Source organism: Cobetia sp. 29-18-1, from assembly GCF_029846405.1.
Classification (GTDB): Bacteria; Pseudomonadota; Gammaproteobacteria; order Pseudomonadales; family Halomonadaceae; genus Cobetia; species Cobetia amphilecti.
In genome coordinates, this window is the sequence record NZ_JARWKS010000006.1 from 28,480 (window position 1) to 47,365 (window position 18,886).

General features: G+C 61.3%; 16 protein-coding genes. 10 read left to right on the forward strand and 6 right to left on the reverse strand.

Annotation, left to right across the window (positions count from 1 at the left end; translation table 11 throughout):
* Positions 1-253 precede the first annotated feature (253 nt).
* Positions 254-2,095 carry a dipeptidase gene (locus QD208_RS06250; RefSeq protein WP_240548746.1) on the forward strand — a complete coding sequence of 614 codons (1,842 nt, stop codon included), beginning with the start codon at positions 254-256 and terminating at the stop codon, positions 2,093-2,095.
* Positions 2,096-2,321: 226 nt separating this feature from the next.
* On the opposite strand, the gene QD208_RS06255 is transcribed toward QD208_RS06250, so the two are convergent.
* Entirely contained in the window at positions 2,322-3,770 is a 1,449-nt protein-coding gene (locus QD208_RS06255) for an amidase (protein ID WP_279836238.1), read from the reverse strand.
* A gap of 218 nt (positions 3,771-3,988) precedes the next feature.
* On the opposite strand from QD208_RS06255, the gene QD208_RS06260 reads away from it, so the two are divergent.
* Positions 3,989-4,177 (forward strand): DUF3008 family protein, encoded by a 189-nt coding sequence (locus tag QD208_RS06260; RefSeq protein WP_043332182.1) that lies wholly within the window; start codon positions 3,989-3,991, stop codon positions 4,175-4,177.
* 153 nt (positions 4,178-4,330) lie between these two features.
* On the opposite strand, the gene QD208_RS06265 is transcribed toward QD208_RS06260, so the two are convergent.
* Positions 4,331-5,119, reverse strand: coding sequence for an OBAP family protein (locus QD208_RS06265; protein WP_279836239.1), 789 nt, complete (start codon positions 5,117-5,119; stop codon positions 4,331-4,333).
* A gap of 272 nt (positions 5,120-5,391) precedes the next feature.
* Here QD208_RS06265 and QD208_RS06270 point away from each other — a divergent pair, with 272 nt between their 5' ends.
* Positions 5,392-6,129: an HAD family phosphatase gene (locus QD208_RS06270; RefSeq protein ID WP_279836240.1), complete on the forward strand. Its 738-nt coding sequence runs from the start codon at positions 5,392-5,394 to the stop codon at positions 6,127-6,129.
* A 174-nt stretch (positions 6,130-6,303) separates the two neighbouring features.
* Here the strand turns inward: QD208_RS06270 and QD208_RS06275 are convergent, their stop codons facing one another.
* Complete coding sequence (locus tag QD208_RS06275) at positions 6,304-6,615, reverse strand: hypothetical protein (RefSeq protein WP_043332181.1); 312 nt, start codon at positions 6,613-6,615, stop codon at positions 6,304-6,306.
* Positions 6,616-7,171: 556 nt separating this feature from the next.
* Between QD208_RS06275 and QD208_RS06280 the strand changes: the two genes are divergently transcribed.
* Positions 7,172-8,803: a BCCT family transporter gene (locus QD208_RS06280; RefSeq protein WP_043332179.1), complete on the forward strand. Its 1,632-nt coding sequence runs from the start codon at positions 7,172-7,174 to the stop codon at positions 8,801-8,803.
* Positions 8,804-8,975: 172 nt separating this feature from the next.
* Here QD208_RS06280 and QD208_RS06285 read toward each other — a convergent pair whose 3' ends face one another.
* Entirely contained in the window at positions 8,976-10,007 is a 1,032-nt protein-coding gene (locus QD208_RS06285) for an LLM class flavin-dependent oxidoreductase (protein ID WP_043332177.1), read from the reverse strand.
* A 288-nt stretch (positions 10,008-10,295) separates the two neighbouring features.
* On the opposite strand from QD208_RS06285, the gene QD208_RS06290 reads away from it, so the two are divergent.
* Both QD208_RS06290 and QD208_RS06295 read left to right on the forward strand, forming a co-directional pair.
* Entirely contained in the window at positions 10,296-11,063 is a 768-nt protein-coding gene (locus QD208_RS06290; RefSeq protein WP_240548748.1) for an extensin family protein, read from the forward strand.
* 285 nt (positions 11,064-11,348) lie between these two features.
* Positions 11,349-11,786, forward strand: a complete 438-nt coding sequence (locus QD208_RS06295) for an Sbal_3080 family lipoprotein (RefSeq protein WP_279836242.1) — start codon at positions 11,349-11,351, stop codon at positions 11,784-11,786.
* Between the two features lie 152 nt (positions 11,787-11,938).
* Here the strand turns inward: QD208_RS06295 and QD208_RS06300 are convergent, their stop codons facing one another.
* Complete coding sequence (locus QD208_RS06300; protein ID WP_043332174.1) at positions 11,939-12,361, reverse strand: glyoxalase/bleomycin resistance/dioxygenase family protein; 423 nt, start codon at positions 12,359-12,361, stop codon at positions 11,939-11,941.
* Positions 12,362-12,639: 278 nt separating this feature from the next.
* Between QD208_RS06300 and QD208_RS06305 the strand changes: the two genes are divergently transcribed.
* From QD208_RS06305 to QD208_RS06320, 4 genes are all read left to right on the forward strand, one after another.
* Positions 12,640-13,365 (forward strand): SCO family protein, encoded by a 726-nt coding sequence (locus tag QD208_RS06305; protein ID WP_279836243.1) that lies wholly within the window; start codon positions 12,640-12,642, stop codon positions 13,363-13,365.
* The gene (locus tag QD208_RS06310) at positions 13,362-13,838 is read left to right on the forward strand and encodes a hypothetical protein (protein WP_279836244.1); all 477 of its coding nucleotides are present in this window, start codon (positions 13,362-13,364) and stop codon (positions 13,836-13,838) included. The genes QD208_RS06305 and QD208_RS06310 overlap by 4 nt, the downstream gene beginning before the upstream one ends.
* 108 nt (positions 13,839-13,946) lie before the next feature.
* A complete protein-coding gene (locus tag QD208_RS06315) occupies positions 13,947-15,476 on the forward strand; it encodes a PepSY domain-containing protein (protein WP_279836245.1) in 1,530 nt (509 codons plus the stop codon).
* Complete coding sequence (locus QD208_RS06320) at positions 15,473-17,638, forward strand: TonB-dependent receptor (RefSeq protein WP_215824300.1); 2,166 nt, start codon at positions 15,473-15,475, stop codon at positions 17,636-17,638. The genes QD208_RS06315 and QD208_RS06320 overlap by 4 nt, the downstream gene beginning before the upstream one ends.
* Positions 17,639-17,748: 110 nt before the next feature.
* On the opposite strand, the gene aguA is transcribed toward QD208_RS06320, so the two are convergent.
* Positions 17,749-18,885: an agmatine deiminase gene (gene aguA / locus QD208_RS06325; RefSeq protein WP_052384358.1), complete on the reverse strand. Its 1,137-nt coding sequence runs from the start codon at positions 18,883-18,885 to the stop codon at positions 17,749-17,751.
* Position 18,886: the final 1 nt, after the last annotated feature.

Sequence of the window (18,886 nt, forward strand, 5' to 3'; positions counted from 1 at the left end):
TCTGGAGTGAGGGGGCCAAGGCCACAATGGAGCGCAGAGTGGCAGGCATCTCTCGCCAGGGTTGGCGTGGCGTGGCCTAGTACATAAGATGGTTGTGTATAAGACATTCATGTTTCACGGCAAGGCCGATGAAACCGTCTTGATGTCGCGTGGTCAGCTGCCGCCGGGCGTCGGTGAGGGTCTTCTCCTCATCGCTTGTCTCTGCGGCCATTGACGACGTGGCGTCTTGCCTAACACAAGGATGTACATGCCCATGAGTACCCGCACAGCCACTCACGCCACCTCTCGTCAGACGGCCCTCGCGCTGGGTCTGGCACTCGGGCTCGGCAGCGCACTGCCTGCCAGCGCAGACGAGCCGATGGCGGCCGATGACACGGGCAAGCGCGCACCGCAGGGTGAACATACGCTCAAGCGTGCCCAGCTGGTCAGCTTGATCGAACAGGGCCGGCAGGAGCTGGCGCCGGACTTCAATGGCTTTTTGACCCAGGTAGCCGAACGCAATTCCCAGGACACGGCCGTCAGGGCCGCCATCGAGCAGTATCAGGCTGGTGAGACGCTGGAAGGTGACGCCTTCGTCAACATCTATCGTCTGCTGGGGGTCTACAACCGTCTGCAGTACGGCGATGATGTCCAGGCGCTGCTCAAGGAAATGGTCGCGATCCCGACCGCCAAGGTGGGGGAGAAGCCGCAATTCGAGAACCCGGAAATCGCGCGCTTCGGTGAGTTGATCAAGGCGCGCGCCGAGGCGTTCGGCCTGACGTTCCGTAACGTCGACAACCGCGTCTTCGAGGTTGAGCTCGAGGGAACTGGCGATGACGTGTTCGGCATTCTGACCCACGGCGATGTGGTGCCGGCAGGCGAGGAGGGCTGGACACTCGACGACGGCACCCATCTTGACCCGTTCGCGATGACCGAGATCGACGGCAAGCTCTACGGGCGCGGCACCGAAGATGACAAGGCCTCTATCGCCGCGGCGCTGTATGCCATGAAGTCGCTCAAGGAGAATGAGGTGCCGCTCAAGCGCACCATTCGCCTGATGATCGAGACCACGGAAGAGACCGGCGGTGATGGCTTCAAGTACTACAAGGCCAGAAATGACCTGCCGGAATACAACATCGTGCTCGATAGCGGTTATCCGGCGATCACGGCCGAGAATGGTTTCGGCACCATCGATGCGCATTTCCCCTTGACGCCCAAGGCGGGCGAGGCGTCATCTGATCAGGCAGTCGACGCTCTGCCGACGATCACCAACTTCCAGGGTGGCCTGGCGACCAACCAGATTCCGGAGCGCTCCACTGCCACGCTGCACGCGGCTGACGCAGCGGGCGCCAAGGCGCTCAGCCACAAGCTTGAGACGCTCGGCAGCCGCTACGTTAAGGAGCATGGCCAGGACTTCAGCGTCGCCAGTGAGGTGGAAGGCGAAGAGGTCAGCGTGACGGTGACCGGCAAGTCGGCCCACTCCTCGGCGCCGGCCAACGGCGTCAATCCTGTCACACGGCTGGCGGGCCTGCTCGCCACCTCCGGCATCGATTTCCATGACAATGCTTATGAAGATGCCATCCATTACCTGAACGACAACTACGGACTGGACTATCACGGCAAGCAGCTGGGCATCGCGTATTCCCATGATTTCATGGGGCCGCTCAAGGTGACGCCGACCTTCTTCGCCAGGGAGGACGATGCGCTGCGGGTCGCGGTCAATGTGCGTGCGCCCGCCGGTGAGAAATCACCTGAGGAATTGAGCCAGACGATTCAGGACAAGCTGAGCGCCTATGCCAGCGAGCAGGGCATGGACATGACGCTGAACGTCGAGATTCGCGACTGGATGCTGCGTGATCCCAGCGGTGCCTGGCTGCAGACGCTGCTCAATATCTTCGGGGATACCACCGGCATGAAGGCCGAGCCGCGCTCCTCCGCGGGCAGCACTACCGCTAAGCTGTTGCCCAATGCGATCAACTTCGGCCCGTCCATGCCGGGCGAGACCTATACCGGGCATACCTCCGAGGAGTTCAAGCGGGTCGATAACCTGATGCTCGACATCCAGATGTTCACCGAGATGATGGCGCGCATCGGCAATCAGGATTCGCTCAAGTAACGGGGCCGGCTCACGGGGCTGCGTTCATATGAATCGCCTTTTGCAAGGCGTATTGAAATAGCCCCTTTGATCGCTTTTTGAAATAGTCCTTGAAAATAGTTCCTGGAAATAGCCTGTTGCCTGGATGACAGGCATCACAGCCAACGCCCGCCACCGCCCTGATGAAGGGGCAGTGGCGGGCGTTGTCGTATGTGCAGGCCGCCGGTCAGACAGTGCGGCCGCGATTTCACCTCGGGCGGTAGGGCTCGGCGGGATGCGCGGTAGGGTAGGCATCCATATAGGCAGCGGCTGCCCGCAGCAGTCGCACATCATCGTGCTTGCCGCCTGCCAGCTGAAAGCCGACGGGCAGCCCCTGAGACGTGAAGCCACAGGGCACTGACGCCGCAGGTTGGCCGCTCAGGTTGAAGGGATACGAGAACGGCGCCCATTCCTCCCAGTCATGCATCTGGCTATCCGGGGGTACCTGATGATTCAGGGCGAAGGGGGTGACGGCGACGCTGGGTGTCAGCAACAGGTGGAAATCCTGGTTGAATTGTTCCAGCGCCTGGGTGATCCGGTAGCGCTCCTCGAGTGCCTTGAACAGATCCAGCGACGACCATTCGCGTGCACACATGGCATTCTCGACCAGCCCGGGGTCGAGCTGTTCACGCTGCTCGGCATCGCAGTCATCCCAGAGCCCCAGCGAGGCGGTGAACCAGATCTTGCGAAACGTCTCGAGGCTTGTCTCGACCGGGGGATCGACCGCCACGATGTCCGCGCCAAGGTTCGCCAGACGCTGTGCGGCGCGCTCCACCAGGCTTGCGATCTCGGGGTCGACCTCGACAGACCCGAAACATGGCGAGTAGGCGATACGCAGTCCTGCCAGCGACTTGCCGATATCCGCGCCCCAATCCTCGGGTTGGCCGCGATTGGCGTAAGGGTCCTGGGCATCGTGACGGCCGATGACATTGAGCATGGCGGCGGCGTCACGGGGGCTGCGGGTCATGGGCCCGATACTGGACAGGAAGGCAGCCTTGGAGGGTGGCCACTGCGGTGTCCAGCCGAAGGTGGGCTTGAAGCCGAAGATGCCACTGAAGGCGGCAGGGATACGGATCGACCCACCGGAATCACCGCCCTGATGCAGCACGCCCAGATTGAGGGCGGCGGCGGTAGCCGCGCCACCGGAAGAGCCACCGGGTGTCAGTTCGGTATTCCAGGCATTGCTGGTGGTGCCATGCACGAGGTTGTCGGTGACGGCCTTCCAGCCGAACTCGGGGGTGTTGGTCTTGCCCAGTAGAATCGCGCCTGCCTCACGCAAGCGCCTGACCGGAGGCGCATCCTGCTGGCATGGCGTAGCCGGTGTGATCAGGGAGCCTGCTCTCGCTGGCATGCCGGCAACATCCGTCAGGCCTTTCAGTGAGGTCGGAATGCCATCGAGCGGACCCAATGGCTTGCCGGCCTGCCATCGCTGCGTGGATTCACGCGCCTCCTTCAGCGCCGTGTCATGCGCGACATGCACATAGGCATTGACGAGCGGGTTGAGTCGCTCGATACGATCGAGCACCGCTCGGGTCACCTGTAGCGGGTCGAACTCACCGCGTTGATACCCGCGTGCCAGTTGCTCGGCGTCCAGCGCCGTCAGGTCATCCTTGGCAGTATAGGGCGAAAGATGTTGAGGAAATTCGACGTCACGCATGGCGGCTCTCCTGCTGCTGGATGGCGATATTATTGTTGAGGACAGTCATCTGTCTCTCCTGCATGGCCTTGGGTCAGAGAGGGGAAACTCAAGGCATCGCGAGGCTTGAAAAGGGCGAAGGAGGGCCGCATGGCCTATGGAGAGTGACAGCAAGCGACATGGTCGAGCTCATGGCAGCCGACCATGGTTCACGATATTCGCCCAGAGGGAGGACAATCATGCCAGCCAAGTCCAAGGCACAGCAGATGGCAGCCGGGGCAGCACTGTCAGCACGTCGTGGCGAGCAGAAGGTCAGCGAACTGGATGGGGCCGCTCGCTCGATGTATGACTCCATGAGTGAGGAGGAGCTCGAGAAGATGGCCTCGACATCACGTGAAGACAAGCCGCGCCACGACAATCAGAGCTGAGCCCTGCGGGATGCCCATTGCGGCTTCCTGACGCGATAGCTGAAACGACAAGGCGCCTGGCAATTGATTGCCAAGCGCCTTGTCGTAGATGCATGTCGTAGCTGCATGTCGTTGGTGCGTGTCGTGGCTTGTGTCGCTGATTCGCCGCTGGCCTCAGCGGCTGTCGTTCAGGCTCTCATGCGGCGGCTGGTGGGACTCGTTGTCGGGCGGGGTCGGGCCACCGTTGGCCTTGGGGCTGACATCGGGCAGCGGAATCTCGGCGCGCTTCCGGCGGCGCTCCTCGGTGCTGATGCCCAGGCGCTCATCACGGCGCTTCATCAGCTCCTCATCGATCTGACCGTCACGGGTGAAGGCCATCATCAGCTGCGGGATACCGTAGGGGAAGTCGTCGCGGTCGATCTGCCAGGTGTGGAAGGTCTTGCCGTAGGTGGTGACGAGGTCCTCGAAGTAGCTGCGCTCCGCCAGTTCCGGAATTCCCGGGGCCACCAGGATGCCGGACTTCACTTCATAGTGATGGCTGTGCCAGAGCGGCTTCTCTTCCTCGGGCAACTGCTCGTAGCGCTCGGCGCTGATGATGTATTCGATCCCGATCAAGCGGGCATCACTGCGATTGGAATCGAAGATTACGCATTGGTGCAGATCATGTTCCAGGTGGATGCAGAAGTGGCTGGCCTCCACCTGTCGCCCCATGTCATCGGCGTAATGGTGGAAGCCGTTGAGATAGGTACTCATCGCTTCCATCGGATACTTGCGCTGCATGACCTGCGAGGCCGCATCGAGTACCTGATGCTTCAGCGGATGGCCGCTACTGACCTTGCGAGCACTGTTGAGGCGTCGGCCCAGAAAGAAGGCGGTCGCCGCGGCGGCGCCGGCCAGAAGGCCCGTGCCGAAGCCGGACGAGTGTGAGGGATGTGAACATTTGCGGGAATGGCGATGTCGCATACTTCCTCCTGCATGGGTGTCTTGATAAGGCAAGAATTCCTGTCATGACGTTGCCATTGCAGTGCATTACCCTTGAGCGCGTCAAGTCACCTACCGACAGCCTTGCCTCGAAAAATCCTCGCCTAGGTCTGCTGCAAAATGTCGGGATTGCTTTTCAGTTTTCTGCCCTCATCAATGAGGGATATCACTTCTTGTGGCCGCTCAATGCCTTGCGCGACAAGGCGTCTTGTTCATCACGTGTTTCGGCCATCTTTTCTCGAATTGGAGCTCGCATGAAGCAACTTATCTTTGATTGTGACGGTGTATTGGTGGATAGCGAGATCATCGCTGATGGCGTGCTCAAGGAAAAACTTCCCATCTGGCTGCCAGACCTGGGGAGTGCAGAGCAGATCGAGCATGAGCTGGACCGCTGTCTGGGCATGATGACGCGCGATATCCTGCTGGACCTGGAAGCCCGCAGTCAGCACACGCTGCCCGTGGATGCGCTCGACCAGGTACGTCATCTCGTCGATGCCCGCCTGGCCGACTCGCTCAAGGCCATGCCCGGGGTGCGGGAGACGCTGGAGTGGATTCGCGATCAGCGTCTGCCGTTGGCGATCGTGTCCAACAGCTCTGAGCAGCGCATGAAGATCAATCTCGAGAGCTCGGGGCTGCGTGGCATTCTCGATGAGATTGCCGCGGCCAATGGCGACGAGCAGCTGCCGATCTTCACCTCCGATGAGGTCATGAATCCCAAGCCGGCGCCGGACCTCTATCTGCTCGCCCTCAAGACGCTGGGACGCTCCGCCGAGGAATGTCTGGTGGTGGAAGACAGCCGTACGGGAATGCAGGCAGCCGTGGCCGCGGGCCTCAAGGTCGTCGGCCATCTGGGCGCCAGCCACATTCCGCCGGGTCACGCCGAGGTACTGCGGACCACGGGCGCCTGGCAGGTCATGAAGCACTGGGATGAATTCAGCCGCCTGTGCGCTGATGCCGGTTTCGTGGCCAATGAAGAAGCCGTCAGCCAGTGAGGCTCTTTCAAACTCTTCGCGTTCTCGACAGAGCTTGAGCCAGCTGTATTCTGCTGAGAGCTGGCCGGATAGATGACCTTGGATATGGCACAACAACACACAAAAGCCGCCCTCGGCAGGGGCGGCTTTTGTGTGTCTGGGCGGACATCCCCGTGGGGGACTATCTCTCGGGTATCACTTGAAACAGATACGCGTACCCCAGGCGAGCAGTTCTTCCTGATTGAGGCTGCGCGATTCGACCCCGATCATTTCATCTCCCCATTGATCTGCCCAGGTCAGCACGCCGTGGCTGATGCCGCGTGCGCCCATCAAGTCGCGTATCTCACCGGTACCCTTGAACCATAGTGCGCTGTGATCATTGCGCGTCAGGTCCGAGATGCCGTGGCAATGATGGATTCTCACCTTGTAGATGCCATCCAGTGACATGACCTCGACCACCGGCACCATGCCGTGCTGCAGTGCGCGTGCCAGCGACTCGAGTGTCATGCTGGTCTCGTCCTGATGGGCGGTCGTCTGATCGGCTAGGGGGCTCTGTTGCAGTGGGGTAGCAGGCGACGCGTGGGTGGGGGTCACAGCGGTGCGTGGCGGGTGTGTTGCAGTGGTATGTGCAGGCATCGGGAATACCCTCAGTGGGATGTCATGTCGGCGGTGAATCGCGTTTTATAACTATCGTACAAGTAATGTAGAGGTTATCTGGCGATCTCGCCATCGTGACTGGCCAGCTTGCCCGGGACTTCCGGTCTCTCTGCTCCTTCGTCACTGTCCTTCCAAGGCCTGCGCTGTCTCTCCAAGGCCTGCACTGTCCTTTCAAAACCGGCTTTCTCCTTCCACGCGGAGGCTGTGGCCCGGCTGGGGCAAACGCTTACATGTACAGACAGTGACAAATTTTCCTGTGCTGCTGACGTCGTCTGCCCTTGAAGTTATGGGGAATCAGGTTCATGTCTAGAAGGCACTGCGAATATTCGTTGGCGATACGCTACTCGTTTCTCGCTGGTGCGCGATCCACCTCACCGCTGTCACAGCTCACAGGGAGTAGCGATTTATGACATCTGGAGGAAAGCGCGTATTCAGCGCGTCGGTCATCATCATTCTGGGGCTGGTCGCATTGGGGGCAGGATTCCCCACCCGTTTCGGTGAATTGGCAGATCAGGCGCTCGGCGCCGTGACCAGCATGTTCGGCTGGTTCTATCTGATATCCGTGTTTGGTTTCGTGATCTTTCTCATCAGTCTCGCGTTGAGCAAGTACGGCAAGATCCGGCTCGGCCCGCAGGATAGCCGGCCTTCCTATACCTTCTTTTCCTGGGTCAGCATGCTGTTGGCAGCAGGGTTCGGCGTCGGACTGGTGTTCTATGGGATGGCGGAACCCATGCAGCACTATCTGAAGCCGCCGTTCGCCGATATGCCGGGCGAGACGCCAGAGTCTGCGCGCTATGCCATTCAATATGCCTTCTTCAACTGGGGCGTCCATCAGTGGGCTGCCTTCTCGGTGGTCGGCCTGATCATTGCCTATTTCCAGTTCCGCAAGGGACAGGCGGGGCTGGTGTCCTCGGTGCTGTCTTCCGTGACGGCCAAGCATCCCAAGGCGCGCCGCTACGGCCCGATTCTGGATGTCTTTGCGGTGGTGGCGACCGTGATGGGGGTCGCGACATCGCTGGGCCTGGGCGTGTTGCAGATGAATGGGGGGCTGCACTTCGTCTTCGGCGTGGAAGAAGGCTGGCAATGGCAGTTCATCATCATGGGCGTGATGTTCTGTGCCTACATGGCCTCGACCTGGTCCGGGCTCGACAAGGGCATCAAGCGCCTGTCCAACCTCAACATGAGCATCTGCATCGCGCTGATGCTGTATGTGCTGTTCACTGGCCCGACGCTGGACATTCTCAAGACGATCACCCTGGGCATCGGCGATTATCTGCAGAACTTCATCGGCATGAGCCTGCGCATGTCGCCCTATGACGGTAATGACTGGAACAGCTCCTGGACCGTCTTCTATTGGGCATGGGTCATCGCCTGGTCGCCGTTCGTCGGGACCTTCGTCGCGCGTGTCTCGCGTGGCCGCACCATCAAGGAGTATGTGGTGGGCGTGCTGATCGTGCCGCCGCTGCTGGCGTGCCTGTGGATCGGTGTCTTCGGTGGCGCGGCGATCAACATGGAGCTGGCCAGTGATGTCGGTCTGGCGGCCGCGACGGATGCCAACATCACGTCTGCCTTGTTCGAGATGTTCGACCTGATGCCCTTCAGCAGCGTGCTGTCGGTGGTCGCGATCATGCTGATCTTCATCTTCCTGGTGACCTCCGCCGATTCGGCGTCCTACATCGTGGCGCAGATGACCGACGGCGGCTCGATCAATCCGCCGCTCTACAAGCGTATCGCCTGGGGCGTGCTGATCGCGGCCATCTGCTTGACGCTGATCTCGACGGGCGGTCTCAAGGGCTTGCAGTCAGCCTCGGTACTCTCGGCCTTGCCGTTCACCTTCATCATCTACGGCATGATCGTGGTACTGGTGAAGGAGCTGCGGGCTGATCGTCGCCAGATGCTCAGTCAGCTGTATCGCCGTCATGGTGAGACACCGGTCGGTGCGGATATCTTCGAGGCTGACAGCCTGGCGGAGGAAGATCGCATCCGCCGTGCGCCGGACGTCAAGAATCGTCGCGTGAACCCGCGCGACCATCATTGAGACGAGTCGTGGCATGAACTTATCGCCTTAAGCTCATCGTTTTAAGTTCATCGCCTTCAGCTCATGACGTCAGTGCGTGTCTTCACAGCAGGCTCAGAACGACAGACGCCGCTCACAGGGGATGTGAGCGGCGTCTTGTCTTGGCAAGCCAGTCAGCGTGAAGGGGCTCACGTCATTGACTGGCGGCCGGCGTCCGGCGGCCGGCGACCTCGGCGAGTATCTCGTAGCTCTTCAGGCGGTCGGCATGCTCATAGAAATCCGAGTTGAACATCAATTCGTCGGCCTGCGTCACCTCCAGCAGATGCTCGAGTTCGCTGCGAATGCGCTCTGGCCCGCCGATGATGGCAGCGGCCAGATTCTGGCCGACCATGGCTTCCTCGCGTGCTGACCAGTCCAGTGTCTCGCGTGGGGGCAGGGCGCGCGTGCTCTTGCCACGGATCAGATTGAGGAATTTCTGTTGCTGGGTGCTGGCCAGGAAACGGGCGCGTTCATCGTTGTCGGCGGCGATCAGGGGCAGGCCGAGCATCACATAGGGCGCATCCAGCACCTCGGAGGGCGTGAAGTTCTCGCGATAGAGCTTGATGGCCTCCAGCATGTAGCCGGGGGCGAACTGACCGGCGAAGGCGAAGGGCAGACCTTTTTTCGCTGCCAGGCGTGCGCTGTAGTCGCTGGAACCCAATAGCCACAGGGGGACATGAGTGCCTTGTCCCGGCATGGCCTTGATGCGCTGACCAGGTGAAGCCTCGCCCAGATACTGCTCGAGTTCGGCCAGCCGCTGGGGGAAGTCATTCACGCCGGCGGAAGGGTCGCGGCGCATCGCCTGCATGGTGATGCCATCGGAGCCCGGCGCGCGGCCAAGCCCGAGATCGATCCTGTCCGGGTAGAGCGTGGCCAGGGTGCCGAACTGCTCCGCCACCACCAGTGGGGGATGGTTGGGTAGCATGATGCCGCCCGAGCCGACCCGCAGGCGGGAGGTCTTGCCCGCCACATGGCCGATCAGCACCGAGGTGGCGGCACTGGCGATGCCATCGATGTTGTGATGCTCGGCCAGCCACAGGCGATGAAAGCCCAGCGCTTCGACATGCTGGGCGAGACTGACGCTATTGTGGAAGGTTTCAGCAACACTGCCGGTATCGCGGATGGGGGCAAGGTCCAGCACCGAGAGCGGGATCGTGCCCAGGCGTGAGGTAGGGGCTGTCGTCATGTGCGCTCCTGATAGCGGATTGGCGTGCAGAGAGCAGCTGGGGCGTGGCCCCTATAGGCATGTGGCTGGTCTGCTGAATGGCGTCCAGCATAGTGGACAACCGCGTCTCTGACAGCGCCTCGCCCCTTCATTTCACTGTTTCTGATATGGCATATATGAGGCGGTCGATACGTCATGCCATTCACGGTGGTCAGTCACCCTGGGGCAGGTGAAGCCCAGGGCAGGTGAAGTCCAATGCAGGCGAAGCCCGGGGCAGGTGAGGGCCTGCAACGTGTACAGGAGGCGGACATGAACGGTTTGCAGCACAAGCAGCGCCGCAAAGGCATGGGGCTCACATTGATATGCCTGGTGCTCATCGGCCTGGGCGTTGCGGTCCAGCGCGATATCATCGTGCTGGAGCGCTGGATACCCGCTCACTATCTCCCGTGGGCGCCACTGCAATTGGAGGACCCGCCCGGCATGGTGACCGGCTGGAAGCTCTCACGCTTGAACGAGAACCCGGCCGCCTGTCGCGCATTTCTCGCGCGGGAAGCCCCGCAACGGGTGACCTTCCTGCCGGACCGCCCCAGCAACAACGGCTGTGACCTCATCAATAGCGTACGCATGCATTCGGCGTCAGGCGCGAGTGGTGAGCAGGGTGTTCGCTTCAATCAGTCCTTCATTGCCAGCTGCCCGCTGGCGGTGAGCTGGCTGCGCTTCGAGCGTCATGGGCTCAGGTCAGCGGCGCAAAAGGTCATGGGGAGCGAGGTGACGCAAGTGTTCCATGTTGGCAGCTACGCCTGTCGCAACATCTACGGACGAGAGAACGCACGCCGCAGTGAACATGCCACTGCGGATGCGCTGGATGTCACAGGCTTCACGCTGGCGGACGGCCGTCAGGTTCGCCTGCCGCGCGACTGGACGGCGCCCGAGGATGAAGATGCCCCGGGCCGCTTCCTGCGTGCCGTGCAGGACGCCGCCTGTGAGAGTTTCGGTACCGTGCTGGGGCCGGATTACAACGCCGCCCATCGTGATCACTTCCACCTCGGCACGCGGGGCTGGCGATTCTGTCGCTGAGCAATACTTAATGCTGCGTCGGGCAAGAGTGCGGCAATGCGGACATCCGCGCACGCTGTCAGTGGGGCATTATTGGCTCGGCGTGATAAAGGGGACTCATGTTTGCCACGCCTGTCATCATTTGTCGGTGTCTCTGTAGGAGACTCGCGCTTGCATGGGGGAATTACGCCTGATCACGGGCAGATTCCTCGCATTTATTTGTTTTCACTAATACCCTGCGGACAAGCATGCCTTCCATGGCATATCTCGCGATAAAGCCTCTTGTTCAATGACAGGGAGTCAAGAATGACAGGGATGACGAAGGCGTTATTGGCAGCTTCCATCACCTTCGTGATGGCCGGCTGTACCTCGGTGCAGGTTCAGCCTCTGGAGCGCATGTCCTATCTGGATACCGTGTGCATCGAGCGCAATGAGGCCGTGATCGTGCCCGGCTTCCTGAGTGTGATCAAACGGGGCTTCAGTCGCAATGGCTTGAATACGCGAGTCTATGACGCTCCGGCCCCTGGCCATTGTGAAGTGATATTGACGTATACCGCTTTGCGCTCATGGGATTTCACGACCTATCTGTCACACGCAGAACTCTGGCTCAATGATCCATATGGCGATGAAATCGCCTATGCGCAATATCATCTTGTCGCAAAGGGTGGTCTGACGTTCTCCAAGTTTGCCGGGGTCGAAACCAAGATGAACCCGGTCATCGATGACTTGCTGGTCAACTACTGACGCCTCAGCCGTGATGGGCATTCAAGCCATCTTCTTGTACGCCTCACCGGTACGTCATTTCTCGCCATGATGGCGCACTTGATAGCGGGGCCGGCGCTTGTGTCTTGCGCCGGCCCAGCGGAGACTCTCGAGCCATCTGGTGTGCTGGAATCTCAGGGTGCCATGCCCATGCCTCGGCTGATCGTCGGGGCGCAGCGCTCGGGGTTGATGCTGACCACGCGTAGGCGATGCCCATCGGGGAGCACGCAATCGAGCACCTGCCAGGCACAGCCGGGGGCGCTGCTGCCGTGACTCTCGATCAGATGCGCTCCCTGGGCCTGCCATTGTTCGCGGAAGCGGGCAAAATCCGTTCGCTCGATCTCAAGCGTCAGCTGGCGGCTGTCGGGTTGCTCGGCACTGCGCTGCAACAGCAATACGCTGGTCTGCTTGTCTCGGCGATGGTTCAGCTCCAGGGTCGCGCTGGTGGCGTTGCGCAACAGGATGGGCAGGGCGAGTGTTTCGGTGAAGAAACGGCAAGCGGCATCGAGGTCGCGCACTTCAAGGATGGCTGGGTGCAGGGAAAGGCGCTGAATCATGGCGAAGCCTCATGGCGTGAGGGGAAGAAGGGGTTGGGGGACTGGCTCAATTGCGTGAGCATGGAGACAGTGTCGTGCCCGTCCGGGTGAGACGCACTTTGAATCTGATGATGGTGGTGATGGCTTTACGCTATCTGGGGGCTTGTCGCGCTCGCGAAGGCCCGGGGCAATCGCTGTGGCAACTTGTCGCATTAGTGGTTTCACGGGTGTGAATGGTTAGCATCCCTGTCATCGACCCTGCTGCCTTTACCTTCTCTGCACGCCACGCTGGAGTGTTCATGTCGCCGCGCAAGCTGATCCTGATGGGACTCAGTGCTTTTGCCCTCGTCGCTATCGCGTTGATCACGGGGCTTTCTGCCTCGCATCAACCGCGTGATGCGTGGCCGACGACGCTCGAGCTGCCTTCCACGCGGGGACTGCTGCACGCGGACACCCTGTCTCGGGGGGAAGCGGGTCACCTGAGCGTGCTGATTCCCGGCTTTACGCATTGCCCGGACATCTGTCCGTTGTCGCTTGCCCGGCTGCAGATGGCCTGGCAACGCCTTGACGAGACTTCACGCGCGCATCTGCATCCGATGTTTCTGACGCTGGATCCGGCGCGCGACACCCTGCCCGTGCTGTCACGTTATCTGTCTGCCTTCAGCCTGCCGGTGACCGGCCTTCGCCTCCCGTCACAGGACGACACGCGTCTGGAGGAATTCACCCAGCGCCTCGGTATCCAGTTTCAGCGGCGAGAACCCGAGCAGAGTCATCCCCCTGAACACGCGCAAGCGCAGGCGTCGGCGGGCGAGGCCGATTACATGATCGACCACAGCGTGGCGATCTTCGTGATCGACGAGCAGGGCCGGCTGCGTGACACCCTGCCGCTCAGTCAGACGCCTGCGCAGCTTGCTGATCGCCTGACGTTCCTGCTCCAGTCCGTGGCCGCAGCGCCGTCCTCTGACAGTGTTGCGACCGTCAACACGAGCGCAAACGCGAACGTGCCGGTCACGGGGGGCGCATGACAGTGACTTGTCCCTCGACTCGCCACGCCAGGCGTGAATCCGTCTCCTATCATCGCGCCCTGTCGCGACTGACCGCGGCCAATGGGCATGTCGTCTTCGTGATGCTGATCGCGTTGGCCGCCATGCTGGTCATGCCGCTGGCGGCCCCGCGAGTGGTGATGGTTAACGACCATGCCGTCTTCGAGAGCGTCGGCACCGGGCGTTGGGTGAGTGCCGATAGCGACTGGATAACGCGTGCCGCTCGCGAAAGCGGTTCGCAGGCGCAGATCACCCATAGTTCTGCTGCCTCGGATTGTCCGTTGGCCAGCATGGCGGCCTTCACGCTGGCATTGGTCGCCGCTGCCCTGTTGCTGGCGTTGGGGCGGTTGTCTCGCGACGCTGCCCCGCGTCCCTGCCTTGTCGCGTTCCGCGACATCAATGTCTATCTGCGTCCGCCCGGGCGCGCGCCACCCCACGATTCCCTCGCGCCATGAATTGCTGGGCCACCTCGCGGTGGCTCTCCATAGTGTTTGGTGACCTCACGTTGACCGGCGGACAAAGCATCCGTCGCGCGTCGTGGCACCTGTCGATGGGTAATCGAGATGAGTTCAACAACCAATACCGACTCCGCGGGTCGCGCCGCTCGCGGTTTCAGCGATATCTACCGCGCCGTGTGGCGCTGGCATTTCTATGCCGGCCTGCTGGTGCTGCCTTTCCTGACCTTGCTGGCCGTCACCGGCGGTCTTTATCTGTTCCGTGAAGAGATCGACCACTTCGTGCATGCCGACCTGATGAAGGTCAACACGCCGGTGGTTCAACAGGTCAATGGCCAGGCACAGGCGAGTGTCCCGCTGAGCGAGCAGGTGCGTGTCGCCGTGCAAAGTCTGCCCGGCAAGGCTGTGCGTGTCGTGCCGCCTGCGGCCAGTGACTTGACCACGGAAGTCGATATCGTGGCAGCCGATGGCAGTGGCAAGCAGGCGGTCTACGTCAACCCCTACAGCGGTGAAGTGCAGGGGCAGATGGCCTACCGTGACAGCATCATGTGGACGGTGCGCAATCTGCACAGCCTCGCCATCACCGGTCCCATCGGCAATGCCGCGATCGAGATCGCCGCCGGCTGGAGCATTCTGCTGGTACTCAGCGGCCTGTATCTGTGGTGGCCGCGGGGCCAGAAGGGTGGCGTCGTCACGCTGCGTACCACGCCTGCGCGCCGTCTGTGGTGGCGCGACCTGCATGCCGTGTGTGGCATCTTCGCCGCTGGTTTCATCCTGTTTCTCGCCGTGACCGGCATGCCGTGGTCAATGGTGTGGGGTGCCAAGGTCAACGAGTTGGCCAACGGGCATAACTTCGGGTATCCCGATGGCGTGCGCGTGAATACGCCGATGTCGGATACCCGTCTGGTGGACCAGGAGCGGACGACCTGGTCGCTCGAACAGGCCATTATCCCGTTATCTTCCTTGCCAGCTGCAGCGACAAGCCACGTGGTGGACGAGGGAGAGCATGCCGGGCATGGCGGTGGTAGCACCAAGTCTGGTGCCGAGCAGGCCTCCGCCGCCGCGGCCGTGCCGCTGAGTGCCGCCGCGATTGCCCATGCCGATATCGGCCTCGATCAGGCTGAGCGCATCTTCGCTCGCGAAGGCCTGGCGCCGGGCTATGCCATTAATCTGCCGGGCTCGCCGCAGGGCGTCTACACCGGCTCTATCTATCCGGATGCGCTGGAGCGCCAGCAGGTGGTGCATGTGGATCGCTATTCCGGCGATGTGCTGCTGGACATGCATTACGCCGATTATGGCCCGCTGGGTCGAGCGCTGGAGTGGGGCATCAATGTTCACCTGGGGCAGCAGTACGGGCTGATCAACCAGCTGGTGCTGGTACTGGCCTGTATCGCGATGGTGATGATGAGCGTCGGTGCGGGCGTGATGTGGTGGAAGCGTCGTCCGGTGGGCGGTATCGGTATCCCGCCGCTGCCCAAGGAGCGCAAGCGTATCGCCGGTGTCTGGGGCTTGATGATGATCATCGGTGTCATCTTCCCGCTGGTCGGCCTCTCGCTGATCGTGATGGGGCTGCTGGATTGGCTGTGGATTCGCGCCACGCACAAGCGAGGGGATGACCTGCAGGAGGCCAGCGCATGACACTGTCTCTCGCCAATTTCCCGATTCGTGCGCGTCGTTTGTCATCGCCAGTGAGCGCATCGCGTGGTCGTCTGCCAATGGCCATTGCCGCCGCGATCGCGGGTAGTGGCACGCTGCCGGTTTACGCCGATGCTGACACCACCAGCGTATTGCCGTTGATCCGTATCGAGGCTCAGGCGCCCATGGCCAGCCCCGTCCACGACGTGCATGCGGGGCATGCCAAGGGCGACATGGACCTTGGCGAACAGCTGCGCGAGGTCAATGGTGTCAGTGGCTCGCGCTTGGGTAGTCACGGTGTTTCGGCCATCTTCCGTGCGCAGGGCGGTGAGCGCCTCATCCAGGAGGTGGATGGCGCATCGCTTTATCCCGCCTGTCCGGGGGGCATGGACACCACACTGGGTTACGCCACTGCCGGCAGTCAGTCGGACCTCACGCTTTACAAGGGCGCGCAGACCGTCAGTCGCGGCCCCAACTTTGCCGCGGGCAGCATCGAGGTGACGCGTCAGACGCCCTCGCGCAGCGATGATGATGGCGTCCAGGGTACCTTGGGGGCTGGCTGGCGCAGCAATGATGACGCCACCAGCGAGACTCTGTCACTGACCGCCAAGCAGGGCGATTTCTGGGCCGCACTGGACTTCGAGCATTCCGAGCGCAACAACTACGAGGATGGCAATGGCGATACTCAGTCAGGCGCGTATCGCAGCGACAATGGCAGTATCCGCATTGGCGCCTTCGCCACCGAGGATGTCGCCATCGAGGCGGGTTTCGCCGTGGTGCGCATCGATGATGCCCTGTATCCCACCATGGATGCGCCACGCAGCGATATGGACCGCCAGTATCTCAAGCTGACCATCGACAACGTCGGGCCGTTCTCGCACACCGAGACACAGGTCAACCATGCTCGCGTCGTGCACGACATGGATAACGTCACCCTGCGTGACTTTGATGATTCCAGCGCCAACTCGATGAGCATGGACATGAGCTCGGGCATGGATATGAGCTCGGGCATGGATATGAGCTCAGATATGGACATGAGCGACATGGCCATGTTCTCCAGCGCGACCACCGAGACCTGGTATGCCAGCACCCAGGGCGATATTCCGCTGACTGTCGGCGGACATGACGCGATATTGACGCTGGGTGCCGATGCCGAACGGCTCGAGAGCAATACCAACTCCCGGATGGGCATGTCACTGGATAGCCTGTCGGATAGCCAGACCTGGCCGGATGTCGTGCGGACGCGCGGTGGGGTATTCGCGGAACTGGATACCATCCTTGATGCCGACAACCGACTCGTGACCGGTGCGCGCTATGACGTCTCCATCAGTGATGCGCGAGATGCCAATGAGGTGGTGGGTAGCAATGCCTCGGCCATCTCCGCCTGGCGTGCCCAGTATGGCGATGATGTTGACGCCAAACAGCGTGATGGCGAACTCAGTGCACTGGCGCGTCTGGAGCATCGCGTCAATGAGGCGGTGAAAGGCTATGCGGCGCTCAGTCGCAGCGTACGCTTCCCGACGGCCAGTGAGCGCTATTACAACCGCCAGTCCGACTCCGATGGTTGGTTGGGTAATCCAGAGCTTGATCCCGAGATCCATCAGCAGCTCGAGCTTGGGGTGGCGGTCAGGCAGGGCGCCTGGCGTTATTCGGCGGACACCTACTACAACCGGGTGCATGACTGGATCGAGCTGACCGAAGGCGACTCGCTGACCACCTACGACAATGTCGAGGCCGAGATCTACGGTATCGAGCTGGAAGCCAGTTGGCGGCAACACGGCTGGCGGCATTCCGCAGGCGTTGCCGCCACGCACGGCACCAACCTGAGCGATGGGACGCCCCTGTCACAGGTCGCCCCCTTCAATGGCTATCTGGCGACACGCTATGACGCGGATCGTTGGTGGGCAGGTGCCCGATTCGATGCGGCCGCACGTCAGTCGCGTATTTCCGACAGTGAAGACGCGACGGCAGGCTTCGGCATCGTCGGCCTGGAAGGTGGGTACCATGTCACTGACGCCATCGAGTTGAGCGCCGGCATCTCCAACCTGTTCGACAAGGCCTACGCCTACCACGTCAATCGCTTCTACGACGATCCGTTGCAGGGCGATGTACAGGTCAATGAGCCGGGGCGTATCTTCTGGACGCACGCCAGCTGGAGCTTCTGAGACCTGTACCCTCTCAATAGTGAGCGCTGGTCGCCGCTATTCGTTAGAACGCAAGAAGCCCGCCATCGGTCATGTCACCGGTGGCGGGCTTCTTTTTACGCCAACAGGCGTCAGTGTCGTTCAGTCAGGCGCTTGGGTTGCTGTTGGGTAATGCAGTGGATGTTGCCACCCCCCAGCAGAATTTCACGAGCATTGACGCCAAGAATCTGCCGAGTCGGGAAGATGGCTTGCAGTTTCTCGCGCGCGACATCATCCAGCGCCGGGTCAAGCAATGGCATGACGATGGCTTCGTTGGCGATGTAGAAGTTCACGTAGGAACCCGCCATCCGGTCGCCGGGGCGTCTCGGGTGTGAGCTACCCAGGCGGTCCAGGCCATTGGCTTCATCTTCCTGGATATACAGAGGGCCGGGCTGTGGGAGCAGATGCACCTTGAAGGCACGCCCTCTGGCATCCACGGAGTTCTCGAGAACCTCAAGCGCCGCCTTGGAGATCGAATGCTGTGGGTCCTGGGGATCATCGCTCCAATTGAGGGCGACTTCTGCAGGCCCGACGAAGCAGCACAGGTTATCCACGTGGCCATCGGTCTCATCCAGATGGCAGCCATTGGGAAGCCAGATGATGGTGGTGACACCGAGATGGTCCTTGAGGATCTGCTCTATCTGCTCGCGACTCAGATCAGGGTTGCGATTGGCGTTGAGCAGGCACTCTTCAGTCGTGATCAGCGTCCCTTCGCCGTCGACATGAATGGCACCGCCTTCCAGCATGATCGAGGCATCAAAGCGCGGAACATCCAGAATCTGCGAGATCTTGGTGCGGATTCTGCGGTCCTTGTCCCAGGGGAAATAGAGTCCTCCATTGAGGCCGCCCCAGGCATTGAACTCCCAGTCGATCATGGCAATACGGCCATCCGGATGAGTCAGGAAGGTTGGGCCGACATCGCGCATCCAGGCGTCGTTGCTGGATATCTCGACGACACGCACATGCGCGGGCAGCTCATTGCGTGCGTTTTCGTACTGCTCATCATTGACGCCGACGATGACGGTCTCGCTGCCGGCGATGGCCGTGGCGACATCCACGAAAGCCTGTTGGGCAGGCTTGGCACCGTAACGCCAGGTGTCCGGCCGCTGTGGCCACAGCATCCAGCAGGCATCATGTCTGGCATATTCGGCAGGCATGAAGAAGCCCTTGGCAGCAGGTGAGCCTGGAGTGAAGACATCAAGAGAATGAGAGGGGGAGAAGCGGGTCATG